Origin of the sequence: Martinezella rhizogenes (assembly GCF_007002745.1) — a bacterium.
Taxonomy (GTDB): domain Bacteria; phylum Pseudomonadota; class Alphaproteobacteria; order Rhizobiales; family Rhizobiaceae; genus Agrobacterium; species Agrobacterium cucumeris.
This window is the reverse complement of record NZ_SGNY01000008.1, coordinates 1-18,651: the sequence shown is the minus strand read 5'-3', so window position 1 is coordinate 18,651 and position 18,651 is coordinate 1. Positions and strand designations below refer to the sequence as shown.

General features: G+C 59.3%; 15 protein-coding genes and 1 pseudogene. 5 read left to right on the top strand and 11 right to left on the bottom strand.

Annotated elements, in window-relative coordinates:
* The 3 genes from EXN68_RS20640 to EXN68_RS20630 are packed head-to-tail and all read right to left on the bottom strand — an operon-like array spanning position 1 to position 3,138.
* Positions 1-1,080: a Gfo/Idh/MocA family protein gene (locus EXN68_RS20640; RefSeq protein WP_142842638.1), complete on the bottom strand. Its 1,080-nt coding sequence runs from the start codon at positions 1,078-1,080 to the stop codon at positions 1-3.
* Positions 1,077-2,093, bottom strand: a complete 1,017-nt coding sequence (locus EXN68_RS20635; protein ID WP_142842637.1) for a Gfo/Idh/MocA family protein — start codon at positions 2,091-2,093, stop codon at positions 1,077-1,079. The genes EXN68_RS20640 and EXN68_RS20635 overlap by 4 nt, the downstream gene beginning before the upstream one ends.
* Positions 2,086-3,138, bottom strand: coding sequence for a Gfo/Idh/MocA family protein (locus EXN68_RS20630; RefSeq protein ID WP_142842636.1), 1,053 nt, complete (start codon positions 3,136-3,138; stop codon positions 2,086-2,088). Before EXN68_RS20630 ends, EXN68_RS20635 begins: the two co-directional genes overlap by 8 nt.
* A 118-nt stretch (positions 3,139-3,256) precedes the next feature.
* Here EXN68_RS20630 and EXN68_RS20625 point away from each other — a divergent pair, with 118 nt between their 5' ends.
* A complete protein-coding gene (locus tag EXN68_RS20625; protein ID WP_142842635.1) occupies positions 3,257-3,970 on the top strand; it encodes a GntR family transcriptional regulator in 714 nt (237 codons plus the stop codon).
* Positions 3,971-4,016: 46 nt separating this feature from the next.
* The gene (locus EXN68_RS20620) at positions 4,017-4,925 is read left to right on the top strand and encodes an SMP-30/gluconolactonase/LRE family protein (RefSeq protein WP_237681439.1); all 909 of its coding nucleotides are present in this window, start codon (positions 4,017-4,019) and stop codon (positions 4,923-4,925) included.
* 24 nt (positions 4,926-4,949) lie between these two features.
* Here the strand turns inward: EXN68_RS20620 and EXN68_RS20615 are convergent, their stop codons facing one another.
* From EXN68_RS20615 to EXN68_RS20590, 6 genes are all read right to left on the bottom strand, one after another.
* The gene (locus EXN68_RS20615) at positions 4,950-6,263 is read right to left on the bottom strand and encodes an HlyD family type I secretion periplasmic adaptor subunit (protein WP_142842634.1); all 1,314 of its coding nucleotides are present in this window, start codon (positions 6,261-6,263) and stop codon (positions 4,950-4,952) included.
* A complete protein-coding gene (locus tag EXN68_RS20610; RefSeq protein WP_142842633.1) occupies positions 6,250-8,112 on the bottom strand; it encodes a type I secretion system permease/ATPase in 1,863 nt (620 codons plus the stop codon). The genes EXN68_RS20615 and EXN68_RS20610 overlap by 14 nt, the downstream gene beginning before the upstream one ends.
* 14 nt (positions 8,113-8,126) lie before the next feature.
* Positions 8,127-8,882, bottom strand: a complete 756-nt coding sequence (locus EXN68_RS20605) for a calcium-binding protein (RefSeq protein ID WP_142842632.1) — start codon at positions 8,880-8,882, stop codon at positions 8,127-8,129.
* A 104-nt stretch (positions 8,883-8,986) separates the two neighbouring features.
* On the bottom strand, positions 8,987-11,761 hold the full coding sequence (locus tag EXN68_RS20600) for a TonB-dependent receptor (RefSeq protein WP_142842631.1): 2,775 nt from the start codon (positions 11,759-11,761) through the stop codon (positions 8,987-8,989).
* Positions 11,762-11,918: 157 nt separating this feature from the next.
* Positions 11,919-12,914, bottom strand: coding sequence for a FecR family protein (locus EXN68_RS20595; RefSeq protein ID WP_142842630.1), 996 nt, complete (start codon positions 12,912-12,914; stop codon positions 11,919-11,921).
* A gap of 112 nt (positions 12,915-13,026) precedes the next feature.
* Positions 13,027-13,527 (bottom strand): RNA polymerase sigma factor, encoded by a 501-nt coding sequence (locus EXN68_RS20590; protein ID WP_046801413.1) that lies wholly within the window; start codon positions 13,525-13,527, stop codon positions 13,027-13,029.
* 610 nt (positions 13,528-14,137) lie between these two features.
* Between EXN68_RS20590 and EXN68_RS20585 the strand changes: the two genes are divergently transcribed.
* The 3 genes from EXN68_RS20585 to EXN68_RS20575 are packed head-to-tail and all read left to right on the top strand — an operon-like array spanning position 14,138 to position 17,829.
* Complete coding sequence (locus EXN68_RS20585; RefSeq protein WP_142842629.1) at positions 14,138-15,247, top strand: 2Fe-2S iron-sulfur cluster-binding protein; 1,110 nt, start codon at positions 14,138-14,140, stop codon at positions 15,245-15,247.
* Positions 15,248-15,289: 42 nt separating this feature from the next.
* The gene (gene hisC / locus EXN68_RS20580) at positions 15,290-16,411 is read left to right on the top strand and encodes a histidinol-phosphate transaminase (protein WP_142842628.1); all 1,122 of its coding nucleotides are present in this window, start codon (positions 15,290-15,292) and stop codon (positions 16,409-16,411) included.
* Positions 16,408-17,829 (top strand): FAD-binding oxidoreductase, encoded by a 1,422-nt coding sequence (locus tag EXN68_RS20575; protein ID WP_142842627.1) that lies wholly within the window; start codon positions 16,408-16,410, stop codon positions 17,827-17,829. The genes hisC and EXN68_RS20575 overlap by 4 nt, the downstream gene beginning before the upstream one ends.
* Positions 17,830-17,887: 58 nt before the next feature.
* Here the strand turns inward: EXN68_RS20575 and gfa are convergent, their stop codons facing one another.
* Both gfa and EXN68_RS20565 read right to left on the bottom strand, forming a co-directional pair.
* Positions 17,888-18,460 (bottom strand): S-(hydroxymethyl)glutathione synthase, encoded by a 573-nt coding sequence (gene gfa, locus EXN68_RS20570; protein ID WP_142842626.1) that lies wholly within the window; start codon positions 18,458-18,460, stop codon positions 17,888-17,890.
* Between the two features lie 64 nt (positions 18,461-18,524).
* Positions 18,525-18,651: pseudogene (locus EXN68_RS20565) on the bottom strand (S-(hydroxymethyl)glutathione dehydrogenase); the annotation flags it as partial.

Below are 18,651 nucleotides of genomic sequence, written 5' to 3'. Positions count from 1 at the left end.
TCAGACTTTCCGCGAAACGGGCGTCTCAGGCGCCCAACCTTTATAGAGATCGTCACCCTCGCTCAGCGGCAACCGCACGGGCTGCCCCTGCCGTACCGACTTATAGATGGCGGTGACGAGTTCGATGGAACGCAACCCGTCGGCAACGGTCACTTCATTGCCGCCCCTGCCCTCGATCGCATCGGCTATGGCTTCGAGGAAACCGGCAAAACCATCCAGCCCCGTGCCGACCCGCGCCAGAACCGCATCGATCTCCTGCTGTGTCGTCGGCGCGCGGGCGGTGAAGTGCCACGTGTCCTCGGCCGGCGCATAGGGTTTGGTGCCGCTTTCAGCGGTCAGCCCCTCGAAACAGAAACGCAGCCGCGACGTGTCATTGCCAGCGCCAAGCGTCACGGAGCTCGTTACCAGAGCGCCGCTTTTCATGCGCAGGCTGATGGCTGCACAATCTTCCGTTTCGATGGTGTTCACCCGCGTATCGGCGAAGGCAAATACCTCCTCGACCGGGCCGAGCACATGGCAGATAAGATCATGGGCATGGATGGCATGCCCGAGCGTCGCGCCGCCACATTCGCCCTTCCAGGTGCCGCGCCATGGAATTGAATAATAGTCGGCACCCCGGTTCCAGTGCACTTCGGAACTGGCCACAAAGGCCTTGCCGGCAAGGCCGGCATCGATCAGCGCGCGCAGCTGCCGCATGGCGTGGCCGAACCGGTACTGGAACACCGGAAACACCTGCCGGCCGGTGTTTTTCACCGAAACAAGCAGCGCATGCGCCTCCTCCAGCGAGCGAACAAGCGGCTTTTCGCAGATCACATCCTTGCCGGCGGCATGGGCCTGCAGGGCAACCGGAAAATGCAGGTGCGGCGGCAGGCAGATATCGATCAGCGAAATGCTGTCATCCGCCAGCACCTCCTCAAGACTTGCCGTCACCTTTATCGAGGGATCATCCTCGGCGAGCTTGCGCGCCCGCTCCAGGTCGAGATCGCAGATGGCCTTTACCGTAAAGCGGCCTGGAAGCGCGCGATAGCCTTTGAGATGCAACGCGCCGATTCCCGCGCCGATGATTGCAACTCCGATCATGCCGCTCTCCCTTCGGCTTTTGCCTGCGCCTTCAGCGCCAGTTCACACACCCTGAAAGCGTGAGCCTGAGGCATGGCGGTTTCGGTGCGGTTGCGGATATCGGCGGACAGGCGGTCGAAATAGGGCAGGCCGGCATCCGAGGCATCTATGTATTCGCAGCGATCGCCATTGACGAGAATAAGCCTGTCGGTGCCCGGCTTGTTGCCGAGATCGACATATTTCCGCAGCTCGATATAGCCTTCCGTTCCCAGAATGGTCAGGCGGCCATCGCCCCAGGTGGGCAGCGCATCCGGCGTATACCAGTCGACACGAATATAGCCATGGCCGCGATCACCGCGCAGCAGCACCTCGCCGAAATCCTGCAAGCCCGGATCGCCGGGATTGGCATAATTCGCAACTGTCGCAGAAACGACTTCCACATCCGTCGAGCCGGTGAAAAACATGAACTGGTCGATCTGGTGGCTGGCAATATCGGTGAGGATACCGCCATAGGATTCCAGATCGACAAACCAGTCGGCGCGCAGCGCCCGGTTGAGACGGTGCGGCCCCGTGCCAATGGTCTGCACCACCCGGCCGATGGCGCCCGCCGCCACCAGTTCCGTGGCCTTCGTCACGCTCGGCACTTCGAAACGCTCCGAAAAATTCACCGACCAGATGCGTTTCGTGCGGGCCACGGTGGCGCGCAGCTGCTCCAGCTGGGCAAGCGTGGTGCATCCCGGCTTGTCCGACATCACATCCTTGCCCGCTTCCATGGCACGAACGGCAAGGTCGGCGCGCTTCTTCGGAACATCGGCAATCAGGACGAGATCGATGGTCGGATCGGCAAGAATTTCTTCAACGCTCCCCACACGCGGAACATCGGGGAAGCGCTTCAGGAAACCCTCGACAATTTCGGGTTCGCCCTCCGTCCACCAGCCGGCAAATTCCGCGCCGGCATTCAGCATGTTCTGTGACATGCCGAAAATATGCCGGTGCTCGATACCGAGAGCCGCAAACTTGATCGGTTTAGTCATTGCGCAGTTCCACTTCCTTGCCGCCTTCGGCAGATTTGACGATTGCATCGATCAGTCGGTGAGAAAGGAGCGCGGCCTCACCGGTCACCACCGGCTCCCGCTCCAAAACAAGGGCATCGACAAAATCCTCGATAATGCCCTGATGCCATTCATGGGTGAACGCCATGGGATCGGCGCCGCCACCCGTGCCGGATGCCGCCCCGCCGAAGACCTCGCTGCGCCCATCCCGCCAGTCGACATGCAACACGCCGGAGGCAAGCCGCAGACTGGCCTTGTCGAAATGCAGGGTAATGGTTTCGGCACTTCCGGGAAAACTGGCTGTGCTTGCCATGAGCGAACCGACCGCGCCATTTTCGAAACGCAGCCCGGCCGAGACGAAATCCTCCGTCTCCATCCGATGAAACCGCGTCGTCGCCGCCATGGCCTGCACACGTGCCACCGGTCCGGCAAAGCTGAGCGCCAAGTCGATCGTATGGATCGCCTGCGATATCAATACACCGCCGCCATCCCGCTCCCGCGTGCCGCGCCCGGGCTCGTCGTAATAGGCCTGCGCGCGCCACCACGGCACGGAAATTTCGCACACGCCCAATGCACCGAGGGCGCCGCCCGCGACAAGCTCCTTCGCCTTGAGCGAAGCCGCGCGCATGCGGTGCTGGAAAACAATGCCGAGCGAGATACCAGCGCTTCGGCAGAAGGCAACCAGTGCGGATGCTTCCGCCGTGTTACGGGCAACCGGCTTTTCAAGCAGGACATGTTTTCCGGCGCGGGCGAGCGGCTCCACCACGCTTGCGCGGGCATTTGGCGGCGTCACCACGATGGCGAAATCCACTCCGGGATCAGCCGCCATATCGTCAACGGAGCGATAGACTATGACCTCATGACCCGTCAGCGCGGAAGCTTCCTGCGCCAGACGGGCGGCCCGGCCGGAGCCGCCATCCACGATGCCCTTGAGATTGATTTTGTCAGGAGAAGCGGCTGCGGCAAGTACATGCGTTCTGGCGACCATTCCGGCACCCACAATGACACAAGTTTTGCCTGTTCGCATGATCGCGAGCCTCCCAACCCACGTTTGGTCGTTAAAGTGCATACCGGTATGCCGGTTGTCAATAAATTTGCATTCCGGTAAACAGGTTCATGAAAAATTGCCGGACGCAGGGGGGAAAATGCGAAAAGGCCTGACAACGGAATATCCAACTCCGGAAATGGAGCCGCTGGATCTGAACCGTCCGGCGGTGGACCAGATTTATGCCGCGCTGAAAGCGGCAATCCTTGACCGGCAGCTTGCGCCGGGTCAGGCCGTCTCGGAAAACGACATCGGCCAGCTTTTCAATTCCAGCCGCACGCCGGTTCGTGAAGCATTGAGCCGCCTGCGTGACGACGGCCTGATCGTCACCCTGCCGAGCCGGGGCACCTATGTCTCCAAGCTCTCTGAACTGCAGATCAGAAGTGCGCAGTTCATTCGCGAGGCGCTGGAAGTGGCGGCCATACGCAGGCTTTGCCAGATGGACCTGTCGGGGCGGGCCATGCGCGACATCGAACAGGCTCTGGCTGCGCAGCGCCAGGCGATGACCGACGGTGACCGAAAGGCGTTCCGCCTGCATGACGACCAGTTTCACAGCGCGCTGGCGGCCGCCACCGGCCTCGATCGTCTGGAAACCTTGCTGATGCGGGAAAAAGCCGCTCTCGACCGGTTGCGGGTGCTCGCCATCACCGACGAGGCGCATATGGCCCGCCTGCTTTCCGAACACGAGGCCGTTTATGACGCGGTCAAGGCGAAGGATGAGGACCGTGCGGTGGAATGGCTGCGCCAGCATCTGCGCCGCGTCCTTGGCATCCTGTCGCAAATCTACGAGGCTCATCGCGAATACTTCGAATAGGCCAGCAAGATACGTCGAATATCAGACCCAGTGAAATGAGAGTGCCATGGCAAAAATGATGCTGAATATGGAACGAGCGCAACTCGTCTGCGATGTGATCGGCACTCTTGCGGAATCACCCGTATGGGACGAACGGCGGCAGGCGCTTTTCTGGTGCGACATCATGGAAAAGAAGCTTCATTCCATCGTGCCCTCCAGCGGCAAACACTGGACATGTGCACTTCCGGATACGGTCTCCTGTCTCGGCCTTTGTGAAAGCGGCAAGCTGATCGTTGCCTGCGGCATGCAGATTCTGCTGGTGGATCCCGAAAACGACACGATAGAGACACTTGCCACCATTCCCGCACCCGACGACCTGCCCTGCCGGCTGAATGACGGGCGGGTTGGTCCCGATGGTGCCTTCTGGGTTGGCACGATGGACGCCGGTGCCTTCAGCGATATTCGGCCGATGGGGCAATTATGGCGGGTCACGGCGACAGACATTCGCTGTACCGAAACGGGGCTGACCTGTCCCAACGGCCTTGCGTTTTCCGCCGATGGCACGGTGATGTGGCACAGCGATTCCGTGCAGCGCTGGATCCGCCGACGGCATTTCGACCGGCGGACCGGTCTCTTCGACGAAGGCCGGATCATCGCCAGGCCGACAAAGGAAGACGGGCGCCCGGACGGCGGTTGCGTGGATGGCGACGGCCGCTATTGGAGCGCCGGCGTTTCCGCTGGCGTGCTGAACATTCACGGCAATGACGGCACGCTGCTGGAAAAAATCCCGATGCCGGTGCCGCACCCCACAATGTCCTGTTTCGGCGGCCCGGATTTCCGGACACTTTTCGTCACCTCACACCGCAACAACATGGACGAAGAGACCCGCACGCGCTTTCCGCGCTCGGGCGGCGTATGGGCCATTCCGGCCAATGTTGAGGGTTTTCCGGCCTTCCGCTTTGCGGATGGAGCTTGAGCCGGCCGCTGCCTTTCCGAAAACCTAATCCTCCCGGAAGGCGCGGCTGATCTGGTCCGTCAGCGGTTTGGCGATATAGGAGAGCGCCGTGCGCTCGCTGGTCTGGATGAAAGCCTCTGCCGGCATGCCCGGCACCAGCGGCGCGTTGTTCAGCTTTTCCCGCTCTGTGACCGGCACGGAAATCCGCGCCAGATAATAGGAGAGACCGGTGCGCTGATCGGTGGTGATATCCGCCGCAATGCGGCTGATATGGCCTTCCAGTTCCGGCGTGACGCGCTGGTTGAAGGCGGTCATGCGCAGCATGGCCTTTTGCCCCACCTGCAACTGGTCGATATCTTTCGGCACGATCTGCACCTCGAGCGCCAGCTCGTCTCCGTCGGGTACAATAAGCATGATCGGGTCAGCCGGCGTTACCACCCCGCCGACGGTGTGCACGGCCATTTCATGCACCATGCCGGATTGCGGCGCGATGATATCGATGCGTTTCAATTCATCTTCGGCGGCGACCTTGCGCTCGACAAATTCGCCCATCTGGGCCTGTATCTCACGCAGCTCCCGCCCGACTTCGGTGCGCAATTCCTGATCGATCTGCAGAATTTGCAGCTTCGTTTCGGTAATCCGGCCGGCCGTCTGCGCCTGATAGGCAATTTTTTCGCCGCGCTCGCCGCCAAATGTCGCGGCCTGCGTCTGCAGGCTGTTCAGCCGCTGCACGGACACGACGCCCTGTTCCCGCAGGGATTTCTGCGAGGTGATTTCAGCCTGTAAAACCGCAAGGCCGTTATCATAGGCAACTTCCTGCGCCTTCAAGCCTTCGATTTCATGCTCGAATTGGGTAATTCGTTCGGAAAGCTGTGCTTTTCGACCCTCACGATAGGACTTGCGGAACTCGAACAGCTTGGTTTCGCTACGCATGGACGAAGCGACATCGGGATCGTCCCTGCGTACCACCAGAGCCTGCGGGAAGACCAGTTCAGGCATATCGTCCCGCTCGGCTTCCAGCCTCGCCATGCGCGCATTCAGCTCATCCAGCCGTTTGGTGACGATGGCGAGATTGGCGCGGGTCTGCGTCGCATCGAGACGCATGACGACATCTCCGGCCTTCACCCTGTCGCCTTCATTCACCAGAATTTCGCCGACGACGCCACCGCTCGGGTGCTGCACTTTCTTGCTGTAGGAATCCACCACCAGATGACCGGAGGCGACGACGGCACCGGCAAGATTGGTCGTCGCAGCCCAGCCGCCAACACCGGCCAGCAACGCAACACCTGCGGCAAGACCGGCGAGCAGATGTGTGCGGATGGAACGCGACACATGGGTGCGCTGATCAGTGTTTGACATCCACATCTCCTTCCTGGCTGTTCTCTTCCCGGGCATCGTCCAGCGCCACTGGCTGGGCCTGGGTATTGGCCACGACACGCAACGGCGAGATCGTCTGGGCGGATGCGGCATATCCCTTGGGAGCCTGCCCTTTTTGAGCCTGCCCCTGGGGAACACGCAGTACCTTCGAGAGCACCTCGTCGCGCGGGCCGAAAGCCTTCATCCGCCCCTCTTCCATCATCAGAATAAAATCAACGACACCGATGGCGCTCGGTCGGTGGGCGACGACGACGGCGATACCGTTGCGCGCCTTGACCGACGAAATCGCCTTGACCACGGCGGCTTCGCCTTCCGCATCGAGATTGGCGTTCGGCTCGTCCAGCACCACGATGAAGGGATCGCCGTAAAGCGCGCGGGCAAGCCCGATACGCTGGCGCTGCCCGGCAGAAAGCGCAGAGCCTGCCTCGCCGATATCGCTGTCATAGCCCTTTTCGAAACGCAGGATCAGTTCATGCGCTCCGGCAGCTTTTGCCGCAGCGATAATCGCCTCGGGATCGGGATTGTCCTCGAAACGGGAGATATTTTCGCCGATCGTGCCGTCGAACAGCTCCACGCCCTGCGGCAGATAGCCGATGTGGCGACCAAGGGCCTCGCGATCCCATTGATCGAAGCTCGCGCCATCTAGCCGCACCTTGCCGGCTGCCGGCATCCAGGCGCCGGTGAGAATACGCGACAGGGTGGATTTGCCGGAGCCGGAGGGGCCGATTACCCCAAGCGCATTTCCGGCAGTGATGACAAAACCAAGGCCGGTCACAGTCGGCTTTCTCTCGCCCGGCGGGACAATGGTGGCGTTCTCTACCCGCAGTTCCTTTTCAGGTTTCGGCAGTGCCATGGCAGTGGCATTGGCCGGCATCTGCGCGAAGAGCTCCCTCAGCCGCGCCCAGCTCTGCCGAGCGGCCACAAAGGACTTCCAGTTGGAAATGGCAAGATCGACGGGCGCCAATGCCCGGCCCATCATGATCGAGCTGGCAATCATCACGCCGCCCGATGCCTCCTGATTGATGACCAACCATGCGCCGACGGCGAGAATAGCCGATTGCAGCACGACCCGCAGGGATTTCGCGATATTGCCAAGACCGCCGGCCACATCGCCCGCCTTGCGGTTGGCGGCGAGATAGGCCTCGTTGGAGTTTTGCCAGCGTTTGCCGAGCCGGCCGGAAAGCCCCATGGCCTGAACAACCTCGGCATTGCGGCGCGAGGCCTCCAGCTGCCGATTGCGGGCCATGTTTTCGACCATCGTGTCGCGGATCGGTTTCTGGGAAAAGATGTTGGTCAGGATCGTCAGCGATATGAGCAGAATGGCGCCGGCAAGGGCCGTCACGCCGATCCAGAAATGAAACAGAAAACATATGCCGAGATAAAGCGGCATCCACGGCAGATCGAAAAAGGCGGTCGGCCCGGTGCCGGAAAGGAAGCCGCGCACATTGTCGAGATCGCGCAGCGGCTGTAACCCGTCGCCCGGCATGCGGTTGACGAGCGGCAGGCGCACGACGGCATCATGCACCCTGCCTGAATGGCGCATGTCGAAATCTTCGCCGATACGGATCAGAACACGGGCGCGGATGATATCAAGCAGGCACTGAAAACCGTAAAGGCCAAGCGCCAGAAGGGCGAGCCCGACCAGTGTCGGCAGGCTGCCGCTGGCCAGCACCCGGTCATAGACCTGCAGCATGAAGAGCGGCGAGGTGAGCGCCAGTATGTTGACCACGCCGCTGACGAGCGCGACACCGAGAAACGTACTTTTAAGGGGCGAAACAACCGCCGCAGTGAGGGACTGCGGCGGTGTCTGCTGGTGGTTTTGAAAGCCCACAGCCTGTTTTTCCTTTACGCGGCAAGCGCCGATGCGCTGGCGAAAATGAAGTCCGATGCGTCGAGTACGCTTGCATCGACACCGACGAGTGTGATCGAAACGGAGGCGTTGGAGTCGGATTCAACCACCGCATTGCCGTTGAGGTTGTACCAGAACAGGTCTGCGACCGAGGTCGAACCCCAACCGGATACGTCAAGCTTATCAGTACCATCCTGATAACCATAGGTGCCGGTTGGTCCAGCGGTTACGATATCGTTACCCCCGGAGAAGACGAATGTATCAGCGCCGGCAAAACCGGTCAGCGTGTTCGAAGATGCAGTATCTTCGACTACAGTGCCGGTAGCTGCGAAGTAGTCATAAAAACCGGCAAGCGAGCCAAAACGGGCAAGCTGGTAAACGGCGAGATCGAGCAGATCGCGCGCGCCGGCAAGCGAGTAAGCGCTGTCGGGATCGATCAGCAGTTCCTGCTGGCTGACGGCAATGCCGCTGGTGGACTGGCTGTAGCCGGTGCCGAGAACAATGCTGTCGACCGAACCCGTCAGGTTGCCCTGGGAGTACTGCAGAGCGCCGCTCATGACGATGCCCTTGCCGCCGTCGCTGCCATCACCCCACGCCTCATAGGTCGTGTTCGGGTTGATGGTGGTCGTGGCGAGAGAGCTGGTCTGAGCGTCGTAGAACGCACCATAGGTCGAACCGAAACCGCTCGTCCAACCGTTGAGGTAGCCGATCAGATCGGAGGAAGACTGCGTCAGTTGAATTGTGGTAGCCATAGGTGTACTCCTTTACTGGCCAATATAGATACCTTCGTCCTGTGACGAAGGCGTTTCATCTCCGGGACGGGCTGCAACCCAACCCGGAGAATTTCTTCCGCGCCTCAGAACTTCACGTTCATCGTCGCGATAAAGGTACGGCCAGGCGCGGTGTAGGCGCTTGTTGCCGGAATATATTTGCGGTCCATCAGGTTGTTGACGGCGAAACGAAGTGTCGCCTTGTCATTGAAAGCGTAGGACCCATAGAGGTCGACCGTCGTGTAGGGATCGGTCACCTCACGCAGATTGCCCTCCGTATCGAGCGAGCGCGATTGTGTCGGTGTGACGTGGTTCAACCGTGCGCCGAGAGCGAATTTCTCTTCAAAGAAACGCATACCGCCATCGAGCGTGAGCTTAACCTTTGGAGCCACATCGCCGGGCCAGGCGACGATCTCGCCGCTCGTTGTTGTGGTGCCGTTGGAAAAAACCTGCGTTTTGTCCGGCCAGTCGGTCTTCAGCAACGTTGCCGAACCACCAAGCCAGAAGCTTCGCGCATCATAATTGCCCTCAAATTCAAGCCCGCGCATATAGGTCGTGCCGTCAAGATTGACGAAGCTGGTATAGGTGCGGTCGGGAACCTGATCGGTGACGAGATAACCGAGCGCGATGTAATCTTTCACCTCGCGGCGAAAGGCAGCCATTTTGATGCGCACGGAATCGTGGTCCAGCAACACGCCGTCGAAGCTCATATTCGCGCCGATTTCATAGGTCGTGGCTTTTTCGGCCCGGAGGGACTGGTTCGGGGCATACTCGTAACCAACGGAATCTCCGGGGCGAGCACCGGCGAAAAAAGCCTCGAGAATTGTTGGCGGGCGCAGGCTCTGGGAATAACTTACATAGGGCCGGAACCAGTCGAACGGCTTGAACTCTATCGTGGCGGAGGGCAGCCACGCACTGTATGTGCGGTCGATATCCATCTCATAAGCAGGATTTTCGACGACATTTTCGTAAGTGGTCGCCAGCGGACCTGTACCAGGCATGCAGTTCGCCGCAATGCCCGACCATAAGCGGCTAGTAAATCGAGCTTCGGTAATCGTCGTTCCCGGATTTTGCCCCAAGAACACGTTATTATAATATTGAGACGCCGTGTAATTGTTGCCTATCGGATCACAGGCTACCGTTATCGTCCGCCTATAGGAGTTTTCGCTGTAGTAAGTGGCGGATCCCTTCAGACGCGACCAATCATAACGCACCCCGCCACTTATCGTTATCCAGTCTGCCGGCTCAAGCTCTCCATTTAAGAACAGGCTGGCGACATCACGGCGACCGGGGGGGCTAAAGGCGGTGAAGCTGCTGGCATAGGCGGGATTTTTCGCGATCGCAGAACTCATGGCAGCCGACGAGGCTATATCCCGGAAGGCTTCAGCCCCATAATTAAGGCTGAGCGTGCCGACTTTGGTATCGAAACGGCTGGTGTTTTCCACGCTACCACCGAAGCTGCGCAAGCCCATGTCGAGTTCGGTTTCGGAGGCATAGGAACGCGCCGACCGCAGCTCATGCGTCATGTTATCGTTCAGCCATAGCGACGACTTGAAGTCGATGAGTTCGCTTTCCGGATCCCAGTCCAGCTTGGCCACGATGCTGTCGTTGCGTACGCTTTCCCGGTCAACCTGCTCGGCCGCGCCCTGCACGAAATCATTCTGCTGATGCATCCATGACAATGAAGTCTGCACGTCCCCAAAATCGCCTTCTCCCTTGAAGAAGGTCGACCAGCCGTCCCGGCCGAGCAGGTCTTTCATTGTCAGTGCGGTGCTTCGGGCCTCACCTTTCGTTCCGATCTTGTATTCGTCCATGATCGTGCGGCTGTAACCTGCGACGAAAGAAAGAGGACCATCCGGCTCTCGAACGGCAGCCAGAACCGAGCCCTGAAAGTCGTAACCGTTGGTGCCGCGGGAAATATTGACCTCACCACCCTTGTTCGCGCCTTCGGGGATCAGATCGGCGGCGCGGATGGTGCGGAACTCAACCTTGCCACCCAGAGAACCGGCATTACCGGAGGTGGCGTTGGTCATTTTTTCGACTTCGACCGCACGGATAAAGGCTGTGTCCACATAGGCCTGGCCATTATTGGCGGAATAAATCGAGGCGCCGCCGGTGCTGAAACCACGCTGCGCATTCTGCCGCGCTCCATCGATGGAGACGACCACACGGCCGCTCTCCTGCAAACCGCGCACATTGGGCGAAACTGTCGGGAAGCTGCCGTTGCCTTCCCCGGCATAAACGCCGGAAACCCGGTTGAAAACATCGCGCGTATTGCGCACGCCGGCGGATTGGATCGCCTCGCGGCTGACGATGCTGATGCTGGCAGGGGTTTCATAAACCCAGTCCGGCGTTCCCTGATAACCGGTGCCGGCAATGGAATTGCGCCCGGTTTTACCGGTGACGGTGATCGCTTCCAGAACGGTCGTGCCTTCGGCCCCGGAAAGATCGGCCGCCGCCTGCCCCGTGCCGATGACAACAGCTCTGCCATTTCCGGCGATGCGGAAATTGACGCCGGTGCCGGCCAGCAGCCGTGACAGTGCCTCCCGCACCGTGAAACTGCCGGTGACGGCATTGGTGCGCACATTGCCCGCAGATGGCGTGGCAAGCGTGACCTGAAGGCCGGATTGCCGCCCGAAAGCGCCGACGACCGACGATAGTGACTGGGCGGGAATATTGAATGGCCGCGTTGCGCCCTGCTCACCACCGGCGCGCTGACCATTTGCGGTATTCGTTGCGGTCTGCGCAAAAGCCGGCATCGAAATTGACACGGCGACCACTGTCGTGGCCAGCAGGGCGGCCCTGCGCGCCCGCTGCCCCGCTTTTTTCTGTGAACCGGTCGTACGTATCTGGAGGCGCATGCTGGCTTTGTCTTCCTGTCTTTCACTCCGGACATATGTTGACCGGATTACTCAACAAAAAGACGATTGCCTCGGCAATTTTTTTCAGGTTTTCGGAAGAAATTTTATAAATTACTGAAAATAAATACGTTTTTGTTTCAGAAGGTTTCAGAAGGTTTCAGAAGCGGGTAATGATGCGGGCGCTATCGCCAATCGCGTGAACTTTACCCTTATAGGGCTCCACCAAAGCTTCCAGCGCGCGGTCAGGGTCGCGTAGATCGTAAAAACCCGTCACCCGCTGCCCGGCAAGCGTCTTGTCGGCCATTGTCAGCCACGCCGGATGGTAACGCTGGATCTGTTCCACCACAGAACCGATCGTCGCGTCCACAACGTAGAGCTCGCCGTTGCGCCAGCCGCCAATATCCTCGACGGAAATATTTTCTTTCCGGATCGCACCTGAAGCGTCGACAATCAGCATCTCGCCCGGCACAAGCCGGGTTGGCGGTGCGTTGCGGAAGGAGGCCTCCACGGAACCATGGGCAAGCGCGACTTGCGTTACACCATCCGTGAGGTCAACGTCGAAAGCCGTGCCCAGCACCTGAACCGTGACGTTTTGCGCCTCCACGGTGAAGGGGCGTGTGGTATCCGGTACGACATCGAAGAAAGCTTCGCCCTTCAGCACTTTCACAGTGCGGCGGCCATTGGTGAAATCCGTGGAAAGCGCGCTCGCCGCCGCAAGCTGTACCCTGCTGCCATCATCGAGGGTTATCGTGCGGCTTTCAGCGGTGGTGGTCTGATAATCGGCCTTGATACGGACGAGAGATGCCGGGACGAACAGCACGGCAAGACAGAGAGCAGCCGCCGCCATCGCCGCACCGGCATAATGCCGCCCGGACCAACGTCGCCGCGACATCGGTTTCACAGCCTTTTCCGGCAAATGCGGCGCGTCTTCCCAGAGGTTCTTGAATTCCGGCTCTACCAGACCAAGGTTGCGCCACGTCCTGCAGGTCCGCTCCCAGGCAAGACGGTTTGCCGCAGACGCTGCCAGCCATCGGTCGAATTCTACCTTCAGCCGCGGTTCCACTGCGCCTGCCTGGAGGCGGAGCAGCCACTCGGCCGCTTCTTCCGCCTTCCCGTCCGGTAATTCTATTTTGTTATCTGGATCAATGGTCATTGAACCCGGCCAGTTCCTTTGGGCAGGCGGAGGTGCCGCCTCGTCTTCCGCGTTGTTATAAAGACGTTTGAGAGAGCGATTTTTTTCACGGGATGCGACAAGCAGGGCAATTTTACTTCATTTCTTTGGTAATCGCGGCAATGCTGCCCTTGATCAGACGGTGAGCGCTGGCCACGGACACCCCGAGGTGACGCGCGATCTCTTCCATATTGTAACCACCGAACCTGTGCATTTCCAATGCCACACGTGCCTGAACCGGCAGGGAGGCCAAAATCGTCTGCATCTGCCGAACTTCATCGCAGAACAGCGCATGCTCCTCCGGCGTACCATGATCCTGCGGCACACCCCAGAACGGCGTGTCATCCGGCCGCTCCCGCAGGTCCTGCCGGCTGCGCCGGCGATTATCAAGGGCAAGGTTGCGAACGATGCGGAAGAGATAGGATTTGAGGTTGGAGGGATTGCCGGAGGCTTCCGGAACGAATTTCAGGAATGCCTCCTGAACAACGTCTTCCGCATCCGCCCGGGACCCCAGAATGAGGGTGGCGTATTTGATCAGGTCGACCCTATGCGCGACGTAAGCGTTATAACGCTTGTCATCTTCCCGTATGCCCATGTCTCAACCGAGAGAAATTTCAAGGATCAACGAAACTGCAAGCCGCCGATTGGCAGCGCAGATTTCCGGTAAAGACCTCTAGCACCCAAACCGTCAGCCGAACAGATATTTCATGACAATTATCATCAAGAATCACAGTTTTTGTCGCAATGTTGATCGGAGTGCTTTGAATTCCAACCCGATTGCATCCACGCCTGGCCCGGTCAGAATGAGATCGAGGCGGTCAGCCAGAAGTTTCGGGATAAGGCCCGCCGCTGCACTGTCTATGGCACGAAGGCGCAGAACGTGAGCGGGCAGTGCGTTGCCAGATCGGACGACGCACCGCTCTTTCGTTTAGTTATTCTAAACAAAAACACATGACCGGCGGGATTGTTTCTGCCTATGCCCGCGCAAATAATCAGTTTTGTCAGAGGGATAAATCGAGGTCCGGCGTGGGACGATAGATTGGTCGTGGCCAATCAGCAAACACAGTCTTAAGGGGCTCGCGCCTCCCGCCAAAACCTTGGGCCTTCTGAAGATTGAATCCAGCCGTTGTCGATCGGTCTCGTGGGCAGTCCCCAGGGTGACGCCTACGGATCGCCGACACGGCAATCATGAGGACAAGCACATTATGGCGAATACCCTAGATACGCGCTTTCGGCCGTTCAAGGTAAAGATGAAAAAGCAAGAAAGCGCCACGATCTCGTCTTTTTACCTCGCACCCGTCAACCCAGAGGATTGGCGTCCTTTCGAAGCGGGCCAGTTTCTCACGATCCAGATACCCAATCCCGAAGGTGGGGAACCGCTTATCCGGAACTACACCGTGTCGTCCGGACCGGGTGACGTCGGGATTTATCGCATCACCGTCAAACGGGAGGCGGCCCTGACGCCGGATATGGCCGATGGTATCGCGTCGTGCTGGCTGCATGACACGGTCGAAGAAGGCATGGTGGTACATATCGACAGGCCACGCGGCGCCTTCAAGCTCGACAGGGCCAGTCAGCGGCCGGTCATTCTGCTATCCGGTGGCGTCGGGCTGACGCCGACCGTTTCGATGTTAAAGGTACTGGTTGCGGAAAGCGACCGACCCGTCTGGTTCGTGCATGCCTGCGACGGGGCCGCCACCCACGCGCTACGCGATGAAATACGGGCGCTCGCCGAACAGCGCGACAATGTTCATGTGCACACCTGTTATCGCTTTCCGACCGATGAAGACGCGAAAGCGGGGCTGTTCCATTCCACCGGCTTCATCACACGCCAGACCTTGCAGTCTTTTCTGCCGCTGGACGACTATGAAGTCTATATGTGCGGCCCGCCGCCTTTCATGCAGGCGATGTATGATCTGCTTCTTTCCCTCGGGTTGGAAAAGAGCAAGATCGCCTATGAGTTCTTCGGACCCGCATCGCTGCTTTCACCATCGCCGCCGAAGACGGATGCAAATCCCAGCCCAAATAGCGCTGCCGCTCCGCAAGAGGCCAAAAGCACCGGCATCGAGATCATCCTTGGAAAATCAAATGCCAGGTTCGAGTGGGATGCAGCCTCGGAATCGATCCTGAGTTTTCTGGAAAATCAGGGTGTCGAACCTGCATTTTCATGCAGGGCTGGCGTTTGTGGAAGCTGCGTTCAGGGCCTCGTTTCCGGCGACGTGGAATATGTGGAAGAGCCGCTGGATGACGTGCCGGCCGGCCAGGTTCTCCTCTGTTGTACCAAACCCGTCAATTCGGTCGTGCTCGACCTCTGAAAGCCAGTTTCCAGCATCCATCCAAAATCAGCGAGACAATTCATGGTCGAACCACTCAGACTCAATCCGTACGTTGCAGAACTCCCACCCTATAATGCCGGGATGAACATTGCGGTGGCGCGCAGCAAGACGGGTTTGACCGATATTGCAGCGCTTGCCAGCAACGAGAACCCCTATGGCTGTTCGCCAAAGGTCGCCGCGGCGCTGGCCGGCCTTGATCCATCCCGTTATGCGGACCCCGCCTGTGTGATCCTGCGGGACGCGCTGAGTAAAAAGCTTGGCGTTGACGGCGACCGAATTGTCATCGGAAACGGCTCCGAAGAGATGATCGCTGCGGTTTGCCGCGCGGTTCTGCGTCCGTTTGCCACCGTGGTGGCAATGACGCCGGGCTTCGGTCTCCATGAAATCGAGCCCAGAGCAAACGGCGCGCAAATCGTCAGGATACCTATGACGAAAGATCTGCGGTTCGATCTTGAGGCGATGACGATTGCCCTGCGAGACAAACCGTCAATATTCTTCATCTCTTCGCCTTCAAACCCGGTCGGGCCAGCGCTGGAGCGGGATCAGCTCTCACGCCTCATCGCGGCTGTTCCGAAGAAGACATTGCTTGTTTTTGATGAGGCGTATTTCGAATTCTGTGACGAAAATACGCCCGACGGGCTCGAGCTCCTGGCGAAGAGCGCGATTTCCTATGTCGTGCTGCGAACATTCTCCAAGGCCTACGGGCTGGCTGGATTGCGCGTGGGTTATGCCGTTGCCTCCGATGCGCGGCTGGCGCAGGCCATGTCATCGGCAAAGACACCGTTCAACGTCAATGCCGCCGCACAGTTGGCAGCGGTTGCCGCCCTTGAAGACGAGGGCTGGATGCGCAGTTCGGTGGCGAAGGTCATTGGGGAACGCAGACGCATGGCTGAGGCAATGACATCGCTTGGCCTGTTCGTTCCGCAATCCCGGACCAATTTTCTGTTCATCGACATCGGCTGCGACAGCACGATCGCTTTCGATCATTTTCTGTCGCATGGCGTTATCGTCAAGCCCTGGAAAGAACCGGGATTTACAAGCTTTATCCGTGTGACCGTTGGACTGCCCGCGCAAAACGATCGTTTTCTCGACGCATTGCGCCTGCTGAAAGAAAAGCTGCTTGAGGCGGACGTCCCGTCATGATCAAGCAAAATGCCCATGCGACAGGGGATTTGCCCGTGGCCTTCCTCAGGGATATCGAAACGACCATCGGCCTTTCCCACCTGAAACAGGGGGATGCCATCGCCAATCTCGATTATGGCATAACCCCCGCAAATTTCGGCGCGGACGCCGTGGCTTTCCCGTCATCGACACAGGAGGTCGCCTCCATCATCAGAAGCGCCGCTGCGCATGGCGTTCCCGTTGTGCCGCAGGGCGGTCGAACCGGGCTTGTCGGCGGCGGTGTTTCCAGTCCCGGTCAGATCGTCGTCTCCACCACCCGGCTCAATCGGATCGTTGAGATTTATCCCGATGAGCGGGTTGCTGTCGTTGAAGCGGGCGTGACGCTACAGGCATTGCAGGCGGCCGCGTCGGAATATCAACTTGAGCCGGGCATCGACCTGCCGTCGCGTGGTTCCGCCACGATCGGCGGCATGGTTTCGACGAATGCCGGCGGGATTTCGGCTTTTCGTTATGGGGTGATGCGCCATCGCGTCCTCGGTCTGGAGGCCGTCCTGCCGGATGGCTCGATTTATTCCGACCTGACACGGGTGGTGAAAAACGCTGCCGGCTACGATCTCAAGCATCTCTTCATCGGGGCTGAGGGAACGCTTGGCATCGTCACCAGGGCGGCGATCAAGCTGGAGCCCGTTCCCGCAGCGACGGCCACGGCGCTTTTCGGGCTCCCCTCGGTGGAAGCGGCTCTCCAGGCCACCAAACTCGGATTAAGCGCCGAGTACGGCCACATGCGTGCGGCAGAAGCCATCTGGAACTCGTTTTTTTCCCTGACATCGGGCGAGCATCTGTGGTCAGCGACCGACTATCGCCCCGACTATCCCGTCAATCTCATCATGTCACTTGGCGGAGGGGACGAGGAACAGCTGCAGACGCAGCTTGGCCGGATATATGAGGAATTGTATGAGACCTATCCCGAGATGTCTGCCGTCGTTGCAACATCGCAGGCGCAGGAAGCGGAGTTGTGGCGTCTCAGGGAAGATACGGACCTCATCTATCGCAGATATCCGGCCGCGCCGTCTTTTGACGTCTCCGTCCCACTGTCGCGCATCGAAGCTTATGTGACCCGTTGCATACCGGAACTTCAGTCAATCGATCCAACCTTCGATCCCTACCTTTTCGGGCATATTGCCGACGGCAATCTTCATATCGTCCTGAACGCAGCGGGTGCGGATCTGACGCCTGAAAAGGCCGACGCCGTCGAAGCTGTTCTCTACCGTGACCTGACGCAATCGGGAGGCTCGTTCTCGGCAGAGCACGGCATCGGCTCCAAACGCGTTCGCGCGCTGCGTGCGACAACCGACCCCGTAAAATTTGCCCTGATGACCCGGATCAAGGCCGCCATGGACGCAGGACACACCCTGAACCCCGGCAAGGTCACCGGCTGACATGGCAACGCCGCGCTTTCTGGAAGCGCGGCGCCGAGAAATGTGAACCGATTGCGTGTCAGTTCGCCAGAACGCCGTTCTTTTTGGCCGTCCAGGTCGCGATGTAGTCCATCAGGGCGGGAGACAGGCAGTCGTAGGGTTCAAGGCCGCTATCCTTCAGCTTGGCCCGTACTCCGGGCATCTTGTCTGGTGAAAAACCCGCCTCAATGATGGATGACACGAAGGCGGCGAAGCCCGGTGCTGCCCAACCCTTTTCCTCAAACCGCTCAGGGTGAATGAATGCCAATCCCTTGAAGGGATGATCACGCTCCACAGGGCCGTACATGTGGACGCCGCATTGAGTGCAGGCATGCCGCTGGATCAGCGCGGATGGATCGACAACAGCCAGTTTGTCGCCATTTTCCAACACCTCCACACTCTCGGTCGGCGCAACCGCGACTACCGAGAACAGCGAGCCCTCCGGTTTCCAGCATTTGGTGCAACCACAGGCGTGGTTGTGGGCAATGTCACCTTTAACGCGCAGTTTGACCGGCCGGGATGCACATGCACACACCAGTGTTCCGCCTGAAAAGGCTGCATCGGTGCGCCGATAGCCCGAGTCGACGGTCGGATGAATGGCAATCATCGTCATGATAAGGTTCCTCCCTTTTTCGCCGGCGCGGAGTGCGCCGGCTATCTTGCATGGGGCATCACGCCTAGTAGACCACGACACCGCGTATGCTCTCACCCTTGTGCATCAGCTCGAAGCCCTTGTTGATGTCTTCGAGCGGCATCACGTGTGTGATCATCGGATCGATCTGGATCTTGCCTTCCATGTACCAG

Bases quoted from the DNA above. Each gene is read 5' to 3' on its own strand.
- EXN68_RS20640 (WP_142842638.1), bottom strand. From the start codon at position 1,080: ATGATCGGAGTTGCAATCATCGGCGCGGGAATCGGCGCGTTGCATCTC.
- EXN68_RS20635 (WP_142842637.1), bottom strand. From the start codon at position 2,093: ATGACTAAACCGATCAAGTTTGCGGCTCTCGGTATCGAGCACCGGCAT.
- EXN68_RS20630 (WP_142842636.1), bottom strand. From the start codon at position 3,138: ATGCGAACAGGCAAAACTTGTGTCATTGTGGGTGCCGGAATGGTCGCC.
- EXN68_RS20625 (WP_142842635.1), top strand. From the start codon at position 3,257: ATGCGAAAAGGCCTGACAACGGAATATCCAACTCCGGAAATGGAGCCG.
- EXN68_RS20620 (WP_237681439.1), top strand. From the start codon at position 4,017: ATGGCAAAAATGATGCTGAATATGGAACGAGCGCAACTCGTCTGCGAT.
- EXN68_RS20615 (WP_142842634.1), bottom strand. From the start codon at position 6,263: ATGTCAAACACTGATCAGCGCACCCATGTGTCGCGTTCCATCCGCACA.
- EXN68_RS20605 (WP_142842632.1), bottom strand. From the start codon at position 8,882: ATGGCTACCACAATTCAACTGACGCAGTCTTCCTCCGATCTGATCGGC.
- EXN68_RS20600 (WP_142842631.1), bottom strand. From the start codon at position 11,761: ATGCGCCTCCAGATACGTACGACCGGTTCACAGAAAAAAGCGGGGCAG.
- EXN68_RS20595 (WP_142842630.1), bottom strand. From the start codon at position 12,914: ATGACCATTGATCCAGATAACAAAATAGAATTACCGGACGGGAAGGCG.
- EXN68_RS20590 (WP_046801413.1), bottom strand. From the start codon at position 13,527: ATGGGCATACGGGAAGATGACAAGCGTTATAACGCTTACGTCGCGCAT.
- EXN68_RS20585 (WP_142842629.1), top strand. From the start codon at position 14,138: ATGGCGAATACCCTAGATACGCGCTTTCGGCCGTTCAAGGTAAAGATG.
- hisC (WP_142842628.1), top strand. From the start codon at position 15,290: ATGGTCGAACCACTCAGACTCAATCCGTACGTTGCAGAACTCCCACCC.
- EXN68_RS20575 (WP_142842627.1), top strand. From the start codon at position 16,408: ATGATCAAGCAAAATGCCCATGCGACAGGGGATTTGCCCGTGGCCTTC.
- gfa (WP_142842626.1), bottom strand. From the start codon at position 18,460: ATGACGATGATTGCCATTCATCCGACCGTCGACTCGGGCTATCGGCGC.